The sequence below is a fragment of the Pseudomonas sp. MPFS genome (assembly GCF_022537035.1).
Classification (GTDB): Bacteria; Pseudomonadota; Gammaproteobacteria; order Pseudomonadales; family Pseudomonadaceae; genus Aquipseudomonas; species Aquipseudomonas sessilinigenes.
Genome location: NZ_CP066123.1, coordinates 680,468 through 697,833, shown reverse-complemented (window position 1 = coordinate 697,833; position 17,366 = coordinate 680,468). Strand labels below are relative to the sequence as shown.

At 62.6% G+C, this 17,366-nt stretch carries 15 protein-coding genes; 4 read left to right on the top strand and 11 right to left on the bottom strand.

Going from position 1 to position 17,366, the window contains the following annotated elements:
* Positions 1-417 precede the first annotated feature (417 nt).
* The 7 genes from I9018_RS03005 to I9018_RS02975 form a co-directional block, all read right to left on the bottom strand.
* Positions 418-1,134, bottom strand: coding sequence for an ABC transporter ATP-binding protein (locus tag I9018_RS03005; RefSeq protein WP_068577007.1), 717 nt, complete (start codon positions 1,132-1,134; stop codon positions 418-420).
* The gene (locus tag I9018_RS03000) at positions 1,131-2,003 is read right to left on the bottom strand and encodes an ATP-binding cassette domain-containing protein (RefSeq protein WP_068577006.1); all 873 of its coding nucleotides are present in this window, start codon (positions 2,001-2,003) and stop codon (positions 1,131-1,133) included. Before I9018_RS03000 ends, I9018_RS03005 begins: the two co-directional genes overlap by 4 nt.
* Positions 2,000-3,295, bottom strand: coding sequence for a high-affinity branched-chain amino acid ABC transporter permease LivM (livM, locus tag I9018_RS02995; protein ID WP_241108696.1), 1,296 nt, complete (start codon positions 3,293-3,295; stop codon positions 2,000-2,002). The genes I9018_RS03000 and livM overlap by 4 nt, the downstream gene beginning before the upstream one ends.
* A gap of 2 nt (positions 3,296-3,297) precedes the next feature.
* Complete coding sequence (locus I9018_RS02990) at positions 3,298-4,212, bottom strand: branched-chain amino acid ABC transporter permease (RefSeq protein ID WP_058433480.1); 915 nt, start codon at positions 4,210-4,212, stop codon at positions 3,298-3,300.
* A 161-nt stretch (positions 4,213-4,373) separates the two neighbouring features.
* Positions 4,374-5,510 carry an ABC transporter substrate-binding protein gene (locus I9018_RS02985; RefSeq protein WP_068577000.1) on the bottom strand — a complete coding sequence of 379 codons (1,137 nt, stop codon included), beginning with the start codon at positions 5,508-5,510 and terminating at the stop codon, positions 4,374-4,376.
* Positions 5,511-5,873: 363 nt separating this feature from the next.
* Entirely contained in the window at positions 5,874-7,157 is a 1,284-nt protein-coding gene (locus I9018_RS02980) for an FAD-binding oxidoreductase (protein WP_241108695.1), read from the bottom strand.
* A 74-nt stretch (positions 7,158-7,231) separates the two neighbouring features.
* A complete protein-coding gene (locus tag I9018_RS02975) occupies positions 7,232-8,722 on the bottom strand; it encodes an aldehyde dehydrogenase family protein (protein WP_277398091.1) in 1,491 nt (496 codons plus the stop codon).
* 170 nt (positions 8,723-8,892) lie between these two features.
* Here I9018_RS02975 and I9018_RS02970 point away from each other — a divergent pair, with 170 nt between their 5' ends.
* The 3 genes from I9018_RS02970 to nadE all read left to right on the top strand — a co-directional run bounded on the left by I9018_RS02970 (position 8,893) and on the right by nadE (position 11,960).
* On the top strand, positions 8,893-9,786 hold the full coding sequence (locus I9018_RS02970) for a LysR family transcriptional regulator (RefSeq protein WP_068576994.1): 894 nt from the start codon (positions 8,893-8,895) through the stop codon (positions 9,784-9,786).
* Positions 9,787-9,914: 128 nt separating this feature from the next.
* The gene (gene pncB, locus I9018_RS02965) at positions 9,915-11,129 is read left to right on the top strand and encodes a nicotinate phosphoribosyltransferase (RefSeq protein WP_241108693.1); all 1,215 of its coding nucleotides are present in this window, start codon (positions 9,915-9,917) and stop codon (positions 11,127-11,129) included.
* Positions 11,130-11,132: 3 nt separating this feature from the next.
* The gene (nadE, locus tag I9018_RS02960; protein ID WP_241108692.1) at positions 11,133-11,960 is read left to right on the top strand and encodes an ammonia-dependent NAD(+) synthetase; all 828 of its coding nucleotides are present in this window, start codon (positions 11,133-11,135) and stop codon (positions 11,958-11,960) included.
* A 53-nt stretch (positions 11,961-12,013) separates the two neighbouring features.
* Here nadE and azu read toward each other — a convergent pair whose 3' ends face one another.
* A complete protein-coding gene (gene azu, locus I9018_RS02955; RefSeq protein WP_068576988.1) occupies positions 12,014-12,460 on the bottom strand; it encodes an azurin in 447 nt (148 codons plus the stop codon).
* A gap of 350 nt (positions 12,461-12,810) precedes the next feature.
* Here azu and I9018_RS02950 point away from each other — a divergent pair, with 350 nt between their 5' ends.
* Positions 12,811-13,398: a TIGR00730 family Rossman fold protein gene (locus tag I9018_RS02950; protein WP_124345622.1), complete on the top strand. Its 588-nt coding sequence runs from the start codon at positions 12,811-12,813 to the stop codon at positions 13,396-13,398.
* A gap of 30 nt (positions 13,399-13,428) precedes the next feature.
* Here the strand turns inward: I9018_RS02950 and I9018_RS02945 are convergent, their stop codons facing one another.
* From I9018_RS02945 to I9018_RS02935, 3 genes are all read right to left on the bottom strand, one after another.
* Complete coding sequence (locus tag I9018_RS02945) at positions 13,429-13,890, bottom strand: hypothetical protein (protein WP_241108691.1); 462 nt, start codon at positions 13,888-13,890, stop codon at positions 13,429-13,431.
* Positions 13,887-14,819, bottom strand: a complete 933-nt coding sequence (locus I9018_RS02940; protein ID WP_241108690.1) for an NAD synthetase — start codon at positions 14,817-14,819, stop codon at positions 13,887-13,889. Before I9018_RS02940 ends, I9018_RS02945 begins: the two co-directional genes overlap by 4 nt.
* Before the next feature lie 177 nt (positions 14,820-14,996).
* The gene (locus I9018_RS02935; protein ID WP_241108689.1) at positions 14,997-17,294 is read right to left on the bottom strand and encodes a YgiQ family radical SAM protein; all 2,298 of its coding nucleotides are present in this window, start codon (positions 17,292-17,294) and stop codon (positions 14,997-14,999) included.
* Positions 17,295-17,366 lie beyond the last annotated feature (72 nt).

Sequence of the window (17,366 nt, the reverse complement as noted above, 5' to 3'; positions counted from 1 at the left end):
GTTCTTTCCAGAGTTTAATCACAGACTTATCCACAGGCTTATACAAGGCACCCTAGACACCTCGCTGCGACAATAAAAAGGTTGACAAAGTCGTTCTCAAGATCGCCAAAAATAGCTGATCAAAAAACACCCAACACCTTGAAAGCCACGTGTTTCAAGGCTTTCAGCCAGCTACTCCCACGTTACCCACAGCCCGCTCCACAACAAACGGGGACAAGTCAAAACAGTGAAAAAACAACTGTTTGCAGCCTCTTCATGCGGCGTTTTGGCAACTTGTTCAAGAGGTTTTCCACAATTGTCGGACGCAAATCGGCAGCCATTGCGCGGCCAGGCCCCAAAATGAACCTGAAGTTGCGGGTGTGGATAAAAAAGGCCCCGCCGGTGCGAATCGGCGGGGCCTTTTTATCCACAATGGGATCAGTGACCGCCCAGGTAGGCGTTGCGCACCTCCTCGTTGACCAGCAGTTCCTTGCCGCTGCCACTCAGGCGGATCTCGCCGTTGACCATCACGTAAGCTCGGTCGGACAGCTTGAGGGCATGGTTGGCATTCTGCTCCACCAGGAAGATGGTCATGCCGCTGGCCGCCAGCTCACGCAGGGTGGCGAAGATCTGCTTCACCACGATCGGCGCCAGGCCCAGGCTCGGTTCATCCAGCAACAGCAACTTGGGCCGGCTCATCAAGGCCCGGGCGATGGCCAGCATCTGCTGCTCACCGCCGGACATGGTCATGGCCCGCTGGTTGCGCCGTTCCTTGAGCCTGGGGAACAACTCGAACATGCGCTGCATGTCCTCGTTCGCGTACTTGTCGCCGATGGGGATGGTGCCCATCAGCAGGTTTTCCTCCACGGTCATGTCGGGGAACACCCGGCGCCCTTCCGGAGACTGGGCAATACCGTTGGAGGCGATGTAGTGGGACGACTTGTGGGTGATATCCACGCCGCGGTACAGAATCTGCCCGGATTCGGCCCGAGGCTGGCCGAAGATCGACATCAAGAGGGTCGATTTGCCGGCGCCGTTGGAGCCGATCAGGCTCACGGTTTCTCCTTCGTCGATATGCAGCGAGACTTTCTTCAGCGCCTGGATCGGCCCGTAGTACACGTCCAGGTCCTTGAGTTCGAGGATAGGTTGAGTCATGCCAGCTCCTCTTCGTCGGCACCCAGGTAGGCAGCGATGACCTTCGGATCGTTGCGGATCGCCTCCGGCCCGCCTTCGGCGATCACGTTGCCGTGATCCAGCACCACGATGTGGTCGGAAATGCTCATGACCATGCCCATGTCGTGCTCGATCAGCACCACGGTCAGGTCGTGCTCATCGCGCAGCAGCCGGATCATCGCACTCAAGGCTTCGGTCTCCTGTGGGTTGAGGCCGGCAGCCGGCTCGTCGAGGCAGATGATCTGCGGCCGGGTACACATGGCCCGGGCGATCTCCAATCGGCGCTGCTGGCCATAGGAGAGCTCGCCAGCCAGGCGGTTGGCGCAGTCCACCAGGTCCACCACTTCCAGCCAGTAGAAGGCCTGGTCCAGGGCATCGCTTTCCGCCTTGCGGTAGCCCCGGGTATTGAGGATGCCCGCCAACAGGTTGCGGTTGACCCACATGTGCTGGGCCACCAGCAGGTTCTCCACCACCGACATTTCCTTGAACAGGCGAATGTTCTGGAAAGTCCGCGCCAGGCCGGCCCGGTTCACCAGGTGGGTACCGCCGAACATCTTGTAGTAGAGGCGGCTGGAAAAGCTTTTCGGCGACACGAAGTCACTGGCTCGGAACGACTCGCCCAACAGCTTGATGACGTTGGTCTGCTGGCCCCGGGTATTGAGCTCGATACGCCCGCCGGAAGCCTTGTAGAAACCGGTCAGGCAGTTGAACACCGTGGTCTTGCCCGCACCGTTGGGGCCGATCAGGGCGAAGATCGAATTGCGCTTGACCTTGAGGCTGACGTCGCTGAGGGCCTTGATGCCACCGAAGTGCATCATCAGATTCTCGACCGAAAGAATGTATTCGCTCATGGCGCGCTCCTTGGGGTCAAAACACCTTTGCGCGGAGTCACCCCGGTACGGCTGATGCGGATCAAGCCGCGCGGCCGCCAGATCATCATCAACACCATGAGGATGCCGAACAGCAGCACCCGGTACTCGGAGAAACTGCGCAGCAGTTCAGGCGCCACGGTCAGTACGAACGCGGCGATCACCACGCCTACGGTGGAGCCCATGCCCCCCAGTACCACAATGGCGAGGATCAGTGCCGACTCGAAGAAGGTGAAGGACGACGGGTTGACGAAGCCCTGGTAGCTGGCGAAGAACACCCCGGCCAGGCCCGCGGTGGAGGCACCGAGGGTAAAGGCCGAGAGTTTCACCAGTACATGGTTCAGCCCCATGGCGCGGCAGGCGATCTCGTCTTCGCGCAGGGCCTCCCAGGCTCGGCCTACCGGCATGCGGGTCAGCCGGTGCTTGATGTAGAGCACCAGCAGCACCACCAGGAACAGCACGATGTAGATGAACAGGAACTTCAGGTTGGGGTTGTATTCCAGGCCAAAGAACTCATGGAACGGCACCCCGCCGTCCTTGGCCTTGCGCCCGAACTCCAGGCCCATGAATGTCGGCGAGGGCACCGGCATGCCGTTGGGGCCGCCGGTGAAGGACAGCCAGTTATTGAGCACCAGGCGAATGATCTCGCCGAACCCGAGGGTCACGATGGCCAGGTAGTCGCCGTGCATGCGCAACACCGGGAAGCCCAATATGCATCCCGCCAGCGCCGCGGCGATCGCCGCCAGGGGCAGCACGGTCCAGAAGCCCAGGCCCAGGTACTGGTAGCCCAGGGCCAGGCCATAGGCGCCAATGGCATAGAACGCCACATAACCCAGGTCCAGCAACCCGGCCAGGCCCACCACGATGTTCAGCCCCAGGCCCAGCAGCACGTAGATCAGCCCGAGGATGACCACGGTCAGCAGGTACTTGTTGGCGAAGAACGGAAAGACGATGGCGATCACGATCAGTGCCGGGATGATCCAGCGCAGCCGCGACTTGTAGTCCGGCGCCAGCACATGCACGCCTGAGCCGGTGCTTTCGAAACCCTGGAGGATCTTCAAGCCCCTCGGGGTCTGCAGGAACAGGCTCAGGGCCAGGCGACCGGCCATGACGATGGCCACCAGCCAGGCGACCCGGGTCGGCTCCAGGTTGAAACTATAGCCATCGAGCACCACGCCCACGATGGGGCCGAACACGATCAGCGAGATCAGCCCGGCGAGCACGGCGTCGATGACGCTCTTCTTGATGTCGATCGGTTTATTGGCAGCAGACATACTTACACCTTCGCCACGAGTGGGCGACCCAGCAGGCCTTGGGGACGGAAGATCAGGATCAGCACCAGCAGCGAGAAGCTGAACACGTCTTTGTAGTCGGAGTTGATCAAGCCGGAGAACAGCGACTCGGAGATGCCGAGGATGATCCCGCCGAGCATCGCCCCAGGCAGCGAGCCGATGCCGCCGAGTACCGCTGCCGTGAACGCCTTGATCCCGATGACGAAGCCGGCATAGAAGTCGAAGGTGCCGTAGTTCATGGTGATCAGCACCCCGGCCAGGGCCGCCATGGCGGCGCCGATGACGAATACGTAGGAAATCACCCGGTCGGTGTTGATCCCCAGGATCGAGGCCATCTTGCGGTCTTGCTGGGTGGCCCGGCACATGCGTCCGAGCTTGGTGTACTTGATGATGTAGGTCAGCAGCGCCATGCCGGCGAATGCCGCCACCAGGATGAAGATCTTGGTGTAGGTCAGCTGCACGAAGCCGCTGCCGATGTCGACCTTCCAGGCCCCGGCCAGCAGGGTAGGCACGCCCTGTTGCTTGGCGCCCTGGCTGATTTGCGCGTAGTTCTGCAGGATCAGCGAGATGCCGATGGCACTGATCAGCGGTGCCAGGCGGGTGGAGTTGCGCAGGGGTTTGTAGGCGACACGCTCGATGACCCAGCCGTAGATCCCCGTCACCACGACGGTGAAGATCAGGGTGCCGAGGATGAGTAGCGGGAAGGATTCGATGCCGAAATAGGCCAGCAGGGCCAGGCTGATTGCCGCGAGGTAGGCGGAAATCATGTACACCTCGCCGTGGGCGAAGTTGATCATGCCGATGATGCCATAGACCATTGTGTAGCCGATGGCGATCAGACCGTAGACGGACCCGAGGGTCAGTCCATTGATCAGTTGCTGCAGGAAAATACCATCCATAACGCAATCTCACGGACTTGAGAGACGGCACAGGGCGTCAACGCCGGACAGGGATCACCGGTCCGCGCAACACGTCCGTTGTGCAGCTCTACGAGAAAAGGCAAGTACTGCACGAGTACGGACCGATACCAGGGGCCGGTATCGGTCCGCGCGGACTCATGTCACTTCTGTTTTTCCAGCTGGTGGTATTTGCCGTCCTTGTCCCACTGATAGACCACGTAGTCGGAGATCTTCAGGTCGCCCTTGGCGTCCCAGGCCTTCTCGCCCATCACGGTTTTCACCGGGTTGGCCTTGAGCCACTTGGCAGCGTCCTCGCCCTTGTTGGACTTGGCGCCATTGAAGCCGGCGGCCAGGGCCTGGATCGAGGCGTAGGCGTACAGGGTGTAGCCCTCGGGCTCGGTACCGGCCTTGCGGAAGGCGTCCACCACGGCCTTGCTGTCAGGCAGCAGGCGTGGGTCGGCGCCGAAGGTCATGTACACGCCATCGACGTACTGCGGGCCACCGGCGGTGGTCACCAGCTCGTCGGTGACGATGCCGTCGTCGGACATGAACTTCACATCCTTCAGGCCCTGCTCGCGCAGTTGGCGCACCAGCGGGCCGGCCTCGGGATGCAGGCCGCCGAAATACACCACATCGGCACCGGCGGCGCGGATCTTGGTGACCACGGCACTGAAGTCCTTCTCGCCCCGGGTCAGGCCCTCATACAGCACCGGGGTCACGCCGCGCTTGGTCAGCTGCGCCTTGGTCGCATCGGCCAGGCCCTGGCCGTAGGTGTCCTTGTCGTGCAGTACCGCGACCTTCTTGCCCTTGAGCACATCGATGATGTAGTCGCCGGCGACCACGCCTTGCTGGTCGTCACGCCCGCACATGCGGAACATCGCCGACAGGCCGCGCTCGGTGACCTGGGGGTTGGTGGAGCCGGGAGTGATGGCAATCACCCCGGCATCGCTGTACACCTCGGAAGCCGGGATGGTCGAGGAGGAGCAGAAGTGCCCGACCACGCCAGCCACCTTGTCCTGGTCCACCAGTCGGTTGGCCACGGCGACCGCCTGTTTCGGCTCGCAGGCGTCGTCGCCCTTGACCAGGACGATCTTCTCGCCGTTGACCCCGCCCTTGGCGTTGATTTCGTCAGCCGCTGCCTGTGCACCCTTCATGTACTGCTCGCCGAAAGCCGCATTGGCGCCTGTCATGGGACCCGCTACGCCGATCTTCAGGTCGGCTTGAGCAAACGCAGAAACACCCAGCGCAGTTGCCACTGCGAGGGCCAGAAAGCCTTTCTTGTAAAACGTCTGGGACATGAGGTGATGCTCCAAGGTTTTTTTAGTTGGCACTGCGACTTCACATCAATGCTCAGAGCAAGCGCCGTGCCAGTGGTTTTTTATTCTTCAAAAAGTCGCTGTCTTATTGTTATTTCGACTGTTTCGAGCCCATTTTCATTGGGCGTGCAACCGTCTAAACCGCGGAAGGTGAAACCTTGTATTTCAATGGGTACAACCCATGAGTGCCATCATTGCAACCGCGACACAATTCAACGTGCAACCCTCTTGTAACAGCCCGCGTCACCGAACTGCACACCCGTGGTGCGCAACTGCTACGAGCCGCACCACTACAGGCTAGTCGCTGCATCGAAAAGCGTCGTTAACGGCTGTCTATTTCCTCATTCAGATAACGATGCGCAGGCATTGGCCGGCGTGGTAGAGGGAGAATCCGGCCTCGTACAGACAACTGCGCAAGGACGCCCCTGCCAAGGGTTGCATGGGCGCGAAGGGAATCGGCAGGGCCTGTGGGTCGCCGTTACACAGGTAGTCAGCGAAGGCCTTGCCCACTACGGTGCCGGTGGTCACCCCACGGCCGTTGTAACCGGTGACGGCCACCAACCCCGGGGCCGGCTCGAACAGGCGCATCAGGTGGTCGGGGGTGAAGGCGATGCAGCCGGTCCAGGTGCACTCCCACTCCACGGGCTTGAGGTAGGGGAAGTAATGCTGCTGCACCCGATCGGCCCAGGCCTTGAGGAACCACAAGGGTTTCTGGTTGCCGTTGCCCAGGCTGCCCAGCAGCAGCCGGCCCTCGGCGTCCCGGCGGATACTGCTCAGCACCTGGCGGGTATCCCAGGAACCCTGGCCACCGGGCAGGATCTGCTGGGCAGCCGCCTCGGTCAGTGGCACCGAGGCCACCTGGTAGTAGTAGCCAGGGAAAAAATTGCGCCGCAGTTCGGTCCAGTCGCCCTCGGTGTAGGCGTTGGAAGCGATCACCACTTGCTCGGCCAGCACCGAACCCTGGTCGGTCTGCACCGACCAGCGCTGGCCCTGGCGTTCCAGGCGGGTTACCGGGGAGTGGTCGAACAACCGGCCGCCCAGGTCGGCCGCGGCCTTGGCCAGGCCGCTGACATAGGCCATCGGGTTGATGGTCCCGGCCCGGCGATCGAGCAGGGCCGCGGCGATCTTCCGGGTCCCGGTGGCGGTTTCACAGGCCGCCCCGGTGAGCAACTCCACCGGAGCGCCCCGACGCTTCCATTGCTGCTCGCGGCTGCGCAGGTCGGCCTCGCCCCGGGCATTGTGAGCCATGTGCAGGGTGCCCTCACGGCGCAACTGGCAATCGATGCGGTACTTGTCCACCAGGCTGAACACCAGCGATGGCGCCGCACCGAGCATGCGATTGAGCTGGCTGCCGACTTGTTCGCCGAAGCCGGCCTCGATCTCGTCCGGTGGAATCCACATGCCGGCATTCACCAGGCCGACGTTACGCCCCGAGCCCCCCTGCCCGGCACGCTGGGCCTCCACCACGCACACCCGCTTGCCCTGCTCCAGCAGATGCACCGCCGCCGACAAGCCGGTGAAGCCGGCGCCGATGATGCAGACATCCGCCGTCTGCTCGCCCCGCAGCGGTGCGTGGTCAGGCCTTTGCGGAGTCAATCGTTCCCATAGACATTGTTCTTGTAGTGCCATCGCCAACTCCGAAATCAACCCACATGGACCAACCGCCCCTGGCACGCCTGGCCGGCAGGCGTGCCGCGTGGGGCTCAGTCGAAGGTAATGCCCTGGGCCAGCGGCAACTCGCGGGAGTAGTTGACGGTGTTGGTCTGGCGACGCATGTAGCCACGCCAGGCGTCGGAGCCGGACTCGCGCCCGCCGCCGGTTTCCTTCTCGCCACCGAAGGCGCCACCGATTTCCGCACCGCTGGGGCCGATGTTGACGTTGGCGATGCCGCAGTCGCTGCCCACCGCCGACATGAACCGCTCGGCCTCACGCACATCGGTGGTGAAGATGCACGAGGACAGCCCCTGGGGCACGGCGTTGTTCAGGCGCAGGGCCTCATCGAAGTCCTGGTAGCCGATCACATAAAGGATCGGGGCGAAGGTCTCGCTGCACACCACGTCGCTCTGCTCGGGCATTTCCACGATCGCCGGCGACACGTAGTAGGCGTTGGGGTACTGGTCCTGCAACTGACGCTGGCCACCGAACACCCGGCCGCCCTCGCTCAGGGCCTGCTCCAGAGCGTCCTGCATGGCTTCGAAGCTGTGCTTGTCGATCAGCGGGCCGATCAGGTTGCCTTGCAGCGGATGGCCAATGCGCACCTTGGCATAGGCGGCCTTGAGGCGAGCGACGATCTCTTCCTTCACCGATTCATGGGCGATCAGCCGGCGCAGGGTGGTGCAACGCTGGCCGGCGGTGCCGACGGCGCTGAACAGGATCGCGCGCACGGCCATGTCCAGGTCGGCGCTGGGCCCGAGGATCATGGCGTTGTTGCCCCCCAATTCAAGAATGCTGCGGGCGAAGCGCGCGGCGACCTTGGGCGCCACTTCACGGCCCATGCGGGTGCTGCCGGTGGCGCTGACCAGGGCCACACGGGGATCGTCCACCAATGCGGCGCCCGCATCGCGGCCACCGATGATCACCTGGCTCAGGTACTCAGGGGCGTCCTGGAAGTTCTTCAGCACCCGCTCCAGCAAGGCATGGCAGGCCAGGGCAGTCAGCGGAGTCTTTTCCGAGGGTTTCCAGATCACCGGGTTACCACAGACCAGGGCCAGGGCGGTGTTCCAGGACCAGACCGCCACCGGGAAGTTGAAGGCGCTGATCACCCCCACCACCCCCAGTGGATGCCAGGTTTCGCGCATGTGGTGACCAGGGCGCTCGGAGGCGATGGTCAGGCCATAGAGCTGGCGCGACAGGCCGACGGCGAAGTCGCAGATGTCGATCATCTCCTGCACTTCCCCCAGGCCTTCCTGGGTGATCTTGCCGGCCTCCCAGGACACCAGCTCGCCAAGGTCGGCCTTGTGCTCGCGCAGCACCTCGCCGAATTGCCGTACCAGCTCGCCACGACGAGGGGCCGGGACATTGCGCCAAAGGGCGAATGCATGCTCGGCGCGACTGACCTGCTGCTCCACTTCGGCGGCACCCTGCCAGTTCACCGCGGCGATCCGGCTGCCGTCGATGGGCGAATGCACAGGGTATGCGCCCGACTGGTAGAGGGCCGGGTTCACGCCCAGACGATCAAGCAATGCGGCAACCATGGGTGACTCCTTACAAATGGCAAGCGAAAGACCAGGACCGCCGTGGCGGTCGTCGAGACCTGTAGTTGTAGCTGGCCGCAGACTTGCCAACAAACGACCTTTAAGCGAGATATCATTCCGTTTATTCATGCTGGGCCGGCATCCAGCACCGATAAGAACAAGGACAAGCCATGCTGAACAAACGCTACCTGCCGTCGATCACGGCCCTGCAGTGCTTCGAGGCCGTGACCCGGCACCTGAGCTTCACCCGCGCGGCCGAGGAGCTGAACCTGACCCAGAGCGCGGTGAGCAAGCAGGTGGCGCAGTTGGAGGAACTGCTCCAGCACTTGCTGTTCCGCCGCGTACGCCGGCGCCTGCAACTGACCCCAGCCGGCGACCTGTACCTGGTGGAAGTGCGCAAGATCCTCACCCAGGTGGAAATGTCCACTCACTACCTGCGCTCCTACGGCGGCGAGACCGAAGTGCTGCGGGTCTCCACGCCCTACACCTTCGGCGCGCGCTGGCTGGTGCCAAGGCTCAAGGGCTGGCGCCTGCGCCATCCGCATATCCACCTGGACCTGTGCAACGAACAGGAGCCCGACGAATTGCTCCAGGGCCACAGCGACCTGGCGTTCTACTTCGGCCAGGGCGCGCGCCCCGGTACCGAGAGCCTGAAGCTGTTCAGCGAGGAGCTGGTGGCGGTATGCGCCCCCGACAGCCTGCCGGCCGAACCGCTCACCGATCCCCGGCAGCTGGCCGACCTGGTGCTACTGCAGAACGCCTCGCGGCCCCAGGGCTGGCACGAGTGGTTCGAGCAACAGGGCTACCAGACCGAGCACAGCTATCACGGCCCGCGCTTCGAAACCTTCTACATGTGCATTCGTGCCGCCCAGGTCGGCTGTGGCGTGGCCCTGCTGCCACGGTTCCTAGTGGAGGAAGAGCTGGCCGAGGGCAAGCTGGTGATCGCCTGGGAATACGCCATGCCCAGCCAGGATGCCTACTACCTGGCCTACCCCGAGCATTCGGCGGAAGTCCCCAAGGTCCGCGACTTCGTGCGCTGGATGCTGGAGCGGATCGATCAGTAGTCGTCCGATATGAACCCAGGCGCGAAAAAACACTGGCAAAGCCCAGGACGTCTATGCGCCACTAGCGCCTTCACTGAAAGAGCTGAGCGCCGCACCTGTCAGTCGCGGCCAGCATGGAGATTCCCATTATGAGCGAGAGTGTGTTTGCCGATCGCATCGTGCAGAACCTGCTCGACACCGACTTCTACAAACTGACCATGATGCAGGCGGTGCTGCACAACTACCCCAACGTCGAGGTGGAATGGGAGTTTCGTTGCCGTAACAGCGAGGACCTGCGGCCCTACCTGGCGGAGATCCGCTACCAGTTCGAACACCTGGCCGAGTTGAGCCTGAGTGCCGACCAGTTGGGTTTTCTCGAGCGCATCAGCTTCCTCAAGCCGGATTTCCTGCGTTTTCTCGGGCTGTTCCGCTTCAACCTGCGCTATGTGCACACCGGTGTCGAGAACGACGAGCTGTTCATCCGCCTGCGCGGCCCCTGGCTGCACGTGATCCTGTTCGAAGTGCCGATGCTGGCCATCATCAGCGAGGTGCGCAATCGCTACCGCTACCGGGAAGTCCAACTGGTGCAGGCCCGCGAGCAGCTGTACCGCAAGTTCGACTGGCTGACTGCCAACGCCAGCAGCGAAGAGTTGTCCGAGCTGCAAGTGGCGGATTTCGGCACTCGCCGGCGCTTCTCCTACCGAGTCCAGGAAGAAGTGGTGAATGTGCTCAAGCACGATTTCCCCGGGCGTTTCGTCGGCACCAGCAACGTGCACCTGTCCCGGGAGCTGAACATGAAGCCCCTGGGCACCATGGCCCACGAGTGGATCATGGCCCACCAGCAGTTGGGACCACGGCTGATCGACAGCCAGATCGCCGCCCTCGACTGCTGGGTCCGCGAATACCGGGGCCTGCTGGGCATCGCCCTGACCGACTGCATCACCACCGATGCTTTCCTGGGGGATTTCGACCTGTTCTTCGCCAAGCTGTTCGACGGCCTGCGCCATGACTCGGGGGACCCGATCCTCTGGGCGGAAAAGGCCATCGCCCACTACCACAAGCTGGGCATCGACCCGATGAGCAAGACCCTGGTGTTCTCCGACAGCCTGACCCTGCCCCGCTCCCTGGAGATCTTCCGGGCGCTGCGCGGGCGGATCAATGTCAGCTTCGGCATCGGCACCAACCTGACCTGTGACATCCCCGGTGTCGAGCCGATGAGCATCGTGCTTAAAATGGCCGCCTGCAATGGCCAGCCCGTCGCCAAGATCTCCGACGAAGCGGGCAAGACCCATTGCAAGGACCCGAACTTCGTCGCCTATTTGCGCCACGTTTTCCAAGTACCTGCCCAACCTGGCAAGGAGTGAATCATGCAAGCCGTACAGCTTGAGATTGCGCAGCAGCTCAAGGTCCAAGCACCTTTTCCCGACCACGCCGCCCTGGAAGCGGAAGTCGCCCGGCGCGTGCGCTTCATTCAGGACTGCCTGGTCAATTCCGGCCTCAAGTCCCTGGTACTGGGCATCAGCGGCGGTGTCGACTCCCTGACCGCCGGCCTGCTGGCCCAGCGAGCCATGCGTGAGCTGCGTGAGCGCAGCGGTGACCCGCATTACCGTTTCATCGCCGTGCGCCTGCCCTACGAGACGCAGTTCGACGAGCACGACGCCCAGGCCTCGGTGGACTTCATCAACCCCGACGAGCGCCACACCGTGAACATCGGCCCGGCGGTCAAGGCCCTGGCCCATGAAGTGGCAGCCTTCGAAGGCCAGCACGCGGTGTCCCGGGACTTCGTACTGGGCAACACCAAGGCGCGGATGCGCATGGTCGCCCAGTACACCATCGCCGGCGCCACCCAGGGCCTGGTGATCGGTACCGACCATGCCGCCGAGGCCGTGATGGGCTTCTTCACCAAGTTCGGCGACGGCGCCTGCGACCTGGCGCCCCTGAGCGGCCTGGTGAAAAACCAGGTACGGGCCATTGCCCGGCATTTCGGGGCCCCCGAGTCGCTGGTGGAGAAGATCCCCACCGCCGATCTCGAGGACCTGTCGCCGGGCAAGCCGGACGAAGCCTCCCACGGCGTCACCTATGCCGAGATCGATGCCTTCCTGCACGGCCAGTCGGTACGCGAGGAAGCCTTCAAGATCATCTGCGACACCTATCGCAAGACCCACCACAAGCGGGTCATGCCCTTCGCGCCCTGAACGACAGGCACAAAAAAGCGCCCCTCGGGGCGCTTTTTTTGCAGCCGGCCTGATTACTTCACGATCACGGCGCCTTTCATCATCGAGTTGTGGCCAGGGAACGAGCAGAAGAACTGGTAGCTCTCGCCAGCGGTCAGCTTGGACACGTCGAAGGTCACCGAATCCTTTTCACCGGCACCGATGATCTTGGTGTGGGCGATGACGCGGGTGTCGCCTTCCTTCAGGTAGTTCTTGTCGATGCCAGCGGCCATGCCGTCGGCAGCGATGCCAGCCATGTCTGCGGTCTTGCTCAGTACCCAGTTATGACCCATGACGTTCTTCGGCAGGCTGCCGGAGTGGCCCAGGTTCACGGTAAAGGTCTTGCAGCTCTTGTCGATGGTGATTTCCTTGGTGCTGAAGGACATCTGGTCGGTAGAGTCGACGTCGATCTTGCACTCGGCGGCCATCAGTTGGCTGCTGGCCAGTGTCAACAGGGATGCTGCAACGAGTTTGGCAAACATGGTGAATCTCCAAGGCAGGGTTAACAAAATCCATCTGAATCCATGGGAGCCAAGACTGCCTGAATTTCTCGCTACTGCCTATGATTTGCATCAAGAAACTGTATACAACTCTCTGCTATCAGGCCGATCGAAACAATCAAGCAGCCAGCCCCGGGAGCCGTCCCTAGAATCACCGCCATCACCTCACCGGAGCCTGGATCATGTCGTTCAACAGCCTGTTTCGCAGCTTGCTCGCCGCCTACGCTTGCGGTGCCAGCGGTACTTACGAGACGCCACAACACGACGCTTAATGCTTGGACGCAGCTCATGGAGCCTTTACCCTGAGGCGATCTTTGAGCTGGGAGCAAGACATGCCGTTAACTTCAGTCTGTGTATTCTGCGGCGCCAGCGCTGGCGCCAATCCTGCCTATCGCGAAGCTGCCCAGGCCATGGGCCGGGCCATTGCCGAGCGCAACCTGACCCTGGTCTACGGCGGTGGCGCGGTGGGCCTGATGGGCATCGTCGCCGATGCGGCCATGGCCGCTGGCGGAGAAGTCGTGGGCATCATTCCGCAAAGCCTGAAAGACATCGAGATCGGCCACAACGGCTTGACCCGCCTGGAAGTGGTGGATGGCATGCATGCCCGCAAGGCGCGCATGGCCGAACTCAGCGATGCCTTCATCGCCCTGCCCGGGGGCCTTGGCACCCTGGAAGAACTGTTCGAAGTCTGGACCTGGGGCCAGCTGGGGTACCACCGCAAGCCCCTGGGGCTGCTGGAAGTGAATGGCTTCTATGAAAAGCTCGGCGGCTTCCTCGACCATATCGTCGGCGAGGGTTTCGTCAGTACTGCGCACCGCCAGATGCTGCAGATCAACCAGTCGCCGGCCGGCCTGCTGGATGCCCTGAGCGCCTGGCAACCTTCGGTTTCTGCCAAGTGGGTCGACTCAAAGCCGAGCTGAACCACTTCCCCAGGCGCCCCACCGTGATTATCAGGGGCGCTTGCGCTGGGGCTTCAACGACACCTTGAGCCGTTGACGCTGGTGGCGGATCTCCAGCAGCTTTTCACGCATCTGCCGATGGCGCCGGCTGTTGAGTAGCAATAGCCCCAGCAAGGGCAATAGCAGCCCCGCCAGATAGATGCCCTGGTGCGGATGGTATTGGAACATCGGCGCCACCAGGACCAGGCACAGGGCGAAGTAACCAGCCACCAGCCACACACCCCAGGCGATGCCGCGCACCACCAGCAGGTTGCCAACCACCAGCAACACAATCAGCACCAGCAGGCCCAGGCCCATGTAGTCGTTGCTCTGCTCTGGTGCCATGCCGCGCCAGTAGGTGACTTGCGCCAGCGACAACAGCAACGATGCGCTGAAGCAGCCCAGCAGCACCGTGAGCATGAAGGTCGGGAAATACCGCGCCAGGAACTCGCGCATGCTGCCCCCGCCGATCATTCGTCGAACTCCTCATAGAGCCCTACGGCCAGGGTTTTCGCCGTGCCCAGGTTGCCGGAGCGGATGCTGCCGGTGGTGCTCAGGACCGCCCCCAGGGCATCTTGCATCTGCGTCAGGGTCGCGTGCCTGATCTGCGTCGTCGAATAGCGCTTGGTCAATCCTTCGGTACGCTGCTTGAGCTTCAGCAGCTTGGGGGTCAGGCTTGGATCGCGCAGGGTCAAGAGCTCCTTGGTCAGCCTGGCCCGCTCCTGGCGGTTGAGCCCCTTGAGCAACTGGGTCCAGCTCTTGCCGGTATTGGCCGCCTTGCTGGCCTTGAGCAGCTTGACCGTGGTCAGCGCGGAACCCCCGACGCCCACCAGGGAAATGCCATCGAGAATCGGCGAGACGATGGTGTACCACTCGGCATCGTCCATCCGGTCGTTGGCCGCCGGGTCCTGGATCTCGTTGATCACCCGCGCCCCGCCGATCACGCACTGGGCGGTCCCGGCTACCGCCGCCGACACCCCGAGCGCCACCATCCAGGCGCTGGCGCCGGCGGTGAAGGGCACGGCAACGGTGCCGCTGAATACCACCAGCCAGCCGATTACCGCGGCGGCACAGGACAGCGAGGTATTGAAGGACTCGGTCGCCAGGCGCGACTCGCGGGGGTTGTTCTTCACCTGGTCGACGAACTGCTGGGGCGCGATGTACCTCTTGGCTTCCCGCAGGACCACACGCTTGGGCGTGATGCTGCAAATCGGCCTGAACTCACGCAGGGTGATCACGTTGAAGTCGGCATTGATGTACACCACCCCCGCCCCGGCGATCGATGGATCGGTATCGATGGCGGCGAACAGCCGTGGCAGGTTGAGTTGGCTTTCGATCCGCTGGCGGGCGAGCATCTGGGTGATGTTGAGGTCCCTGGTGACTCCGTCGATAACGCTGGCCACGTGATTCGTCCTTGGTCTGGCGGTGGATGGTTGCCTGATGGCTTGAGGCCACCTCGGCATGCACTGAATGAAGGTCGCCAACCTTAACAAAGCGCCAGGCTTTTGTTGCCCTGTGCCCGTTAAAAATCCCTGGGGGCAAAAGCAAGACGCCAGCTTCATAGCTGGCGTCTTGTTGTATCAGCGCGGCACTACCGGCTTGCGGGTCGGCTTCTTGCCCTTGCCCTTGGCTGCGTCGGCACGCTCCTTGGCAGCTTGCTTGTTGCGGGCGAAGGCTGCGGCCTTGGCCTGTTCGCGCTTGTCCCAGGCGTTGCCGCCATCGCTGGCACGCGGCGGCAAGCCGGTGTGCTGGGTCAGGATCCGGGTTTCCTTGGCTACTTTGTGGCTGCCGGCCGGTGTCGAGTTCTTGCGTCGGGCACTCTGGTAGCTGTCGGTAGACGGCTGGTGCGCCGGGATCAGTTGCTGCTTGCCCGAACCGATCAAGTCGCCACGGCCCATGCGCAGCAAGGCCTCGCGCAGCATCGGCCAGCCCTTGGGATCGTGATAGCGCAGGAACGCCTTGTGCAGACGGCGCTGCTCCTCGCTCTTGACGATGGTTACCGAGTCGCTCTTGTAGGTGACCTTGCGCAGCGGGTTCTTGCCCGAGTGGTACATGGCGGTGGCGCTGGCCATCGGCGACGGATAGAACGCCTGCACCTGGTCGGCGCGGAAACCGTTGCCCTTGAGCCATAGGGCCAGGTTCATCATGTCTTCATCGGTAGTGCCCGGGTGGGCGGCGATGAAGTACGGGATCAGGTACTGCTCCTTGCCCGCCTCCTTGGAGTACTTCTCGAACATCCGCTTGAAGCGGTCATAGGTGCCGATCCCAGGTTTCATCATCTGGTTCAGCGGACCTTCCTCGGTGTGTTCCGGGGCGATCTTCAGGTAGCCACCGACGTGGTGGGTCACCAGCTCCTTGACGTATTCCGGCGATTCCACCGCCAGGTCGTAACGCAGGCCGGAAGCGATGAGGATCTTCTTCACGCCAGGCAAGGCGCGGGCACTGCGGTACAGCTGGATCAGCGACGAATGGTCGGTGTTCAGGTTCGGGCAGATACCTGGGAACACGCAGGATGGCTTGCGGCACGCGGATTCGATTTCCGGGCTCTTGCAGGCGATGCGGTACATGTTGGCGGTAGGACCACCAAGGTCGGAGATCACTCCGGTAAAACCCGGAACCTTGTCACGAATTTCTTCGATCTCACGAATGATCGACTCTTCGGAGCGGTTCTGGATGATCCGCCCTTCGTGCTCGGTGATGGAGCAGAAGGTACAGCCACCGAAGCAGCCGCGCATGATGTTCACCGAGAAGCGGATCATGTCGTAGGCCGGGATTTTCTCCTTGCCGTACTCCGGGTGCGGGATGCGCTGATAAGGCATGCCGAACACGTAGTCCATTTCCTCAGTGGTCATCGGGATTGGCGGCGGGTTGAACCAGACATCGACCTCGCCATGCTTCTGCACCAGCGCACGGGCGTTGCCCGGGTTGGTCTCCAGGTGCAGCACGCGGTTGGCGTGGGCGTAGAGCACCGGGTCGTTACGCACCTTTTCCATGGACGGCAGGCGGATCACGGTCTTGTCCCGGGTCATCTTCGGGCTGGCCAGGATCTGCACGACCTTGGCTTCCTGGGGATCTTCAACCGGCCCCTTCTCTTGCTCGATGGCGCAGGCGGCGGTGTCCTGGGTGTTGACGTAGGGGTTGATGATCTTGTCGATCTTGCCCGGACGGTCGATGCGAGTGGAATCGACTTCGTACCAGCCCTGGGGCGTATCACGGCGAATGAACGCGGTGCCGCGCACATCGGTGATGTCTTCGATTTTCTGGCCATAGGACAGGCGCTGGGCCACTTCGACGATGGCCCGCTCGGCGTTGCCGTAGAGCAGGATGTCGGCGCAGGCATCGATCAGGATCGAGTTGCGCACCCGGTCTTGCCAGTAGTCGTAGTGGGCGATTCGACGCAGGGAAGCCTCGATGCCGCCGAGGATGATCGGCACGTGCTTGTAGGCTTCCTTGCAGCGCTGGCTGTACACCAGGCTGGCGCGGTCCGGCCGCTTGCCCGCCAGGCCACCTGGGGTATAGGCATCGTCGGAGCGAACCTTCTTGTCGGCGGTGTAGCGGTTGATCATCGAGTCCATGTTGCCTGCCGCGACACCGAAGAACAGGTTCGGCTCGCCGAGCTTCATGAAGTCGTCCTTGGACTGCCAGTTGGGCTGGGCGATGATCCCTACGCGAAAGCCCTGGGCCTCCAGCAGCCGGCCGATGATCGCCATGCCGAAGGACGGGTGATCGACGTAGGCATCGCCGGTGACGATGATGATGTCGCAGGAGTCCCAGCCGAGCTGATCCATCTCCTCCCTGCTCATGGGCAGGAACGGTGCTGGCCCGAAACATTCGGCCCAGTACTTTGGATAGTCGAATAACGGCTTGGCTGCTTGCATGTCGATGACCGGTGTTGGCGCAGATAAGGACGCGCTGAATGACAGGGGAATTCGCGGGCGCGGAATATAGCA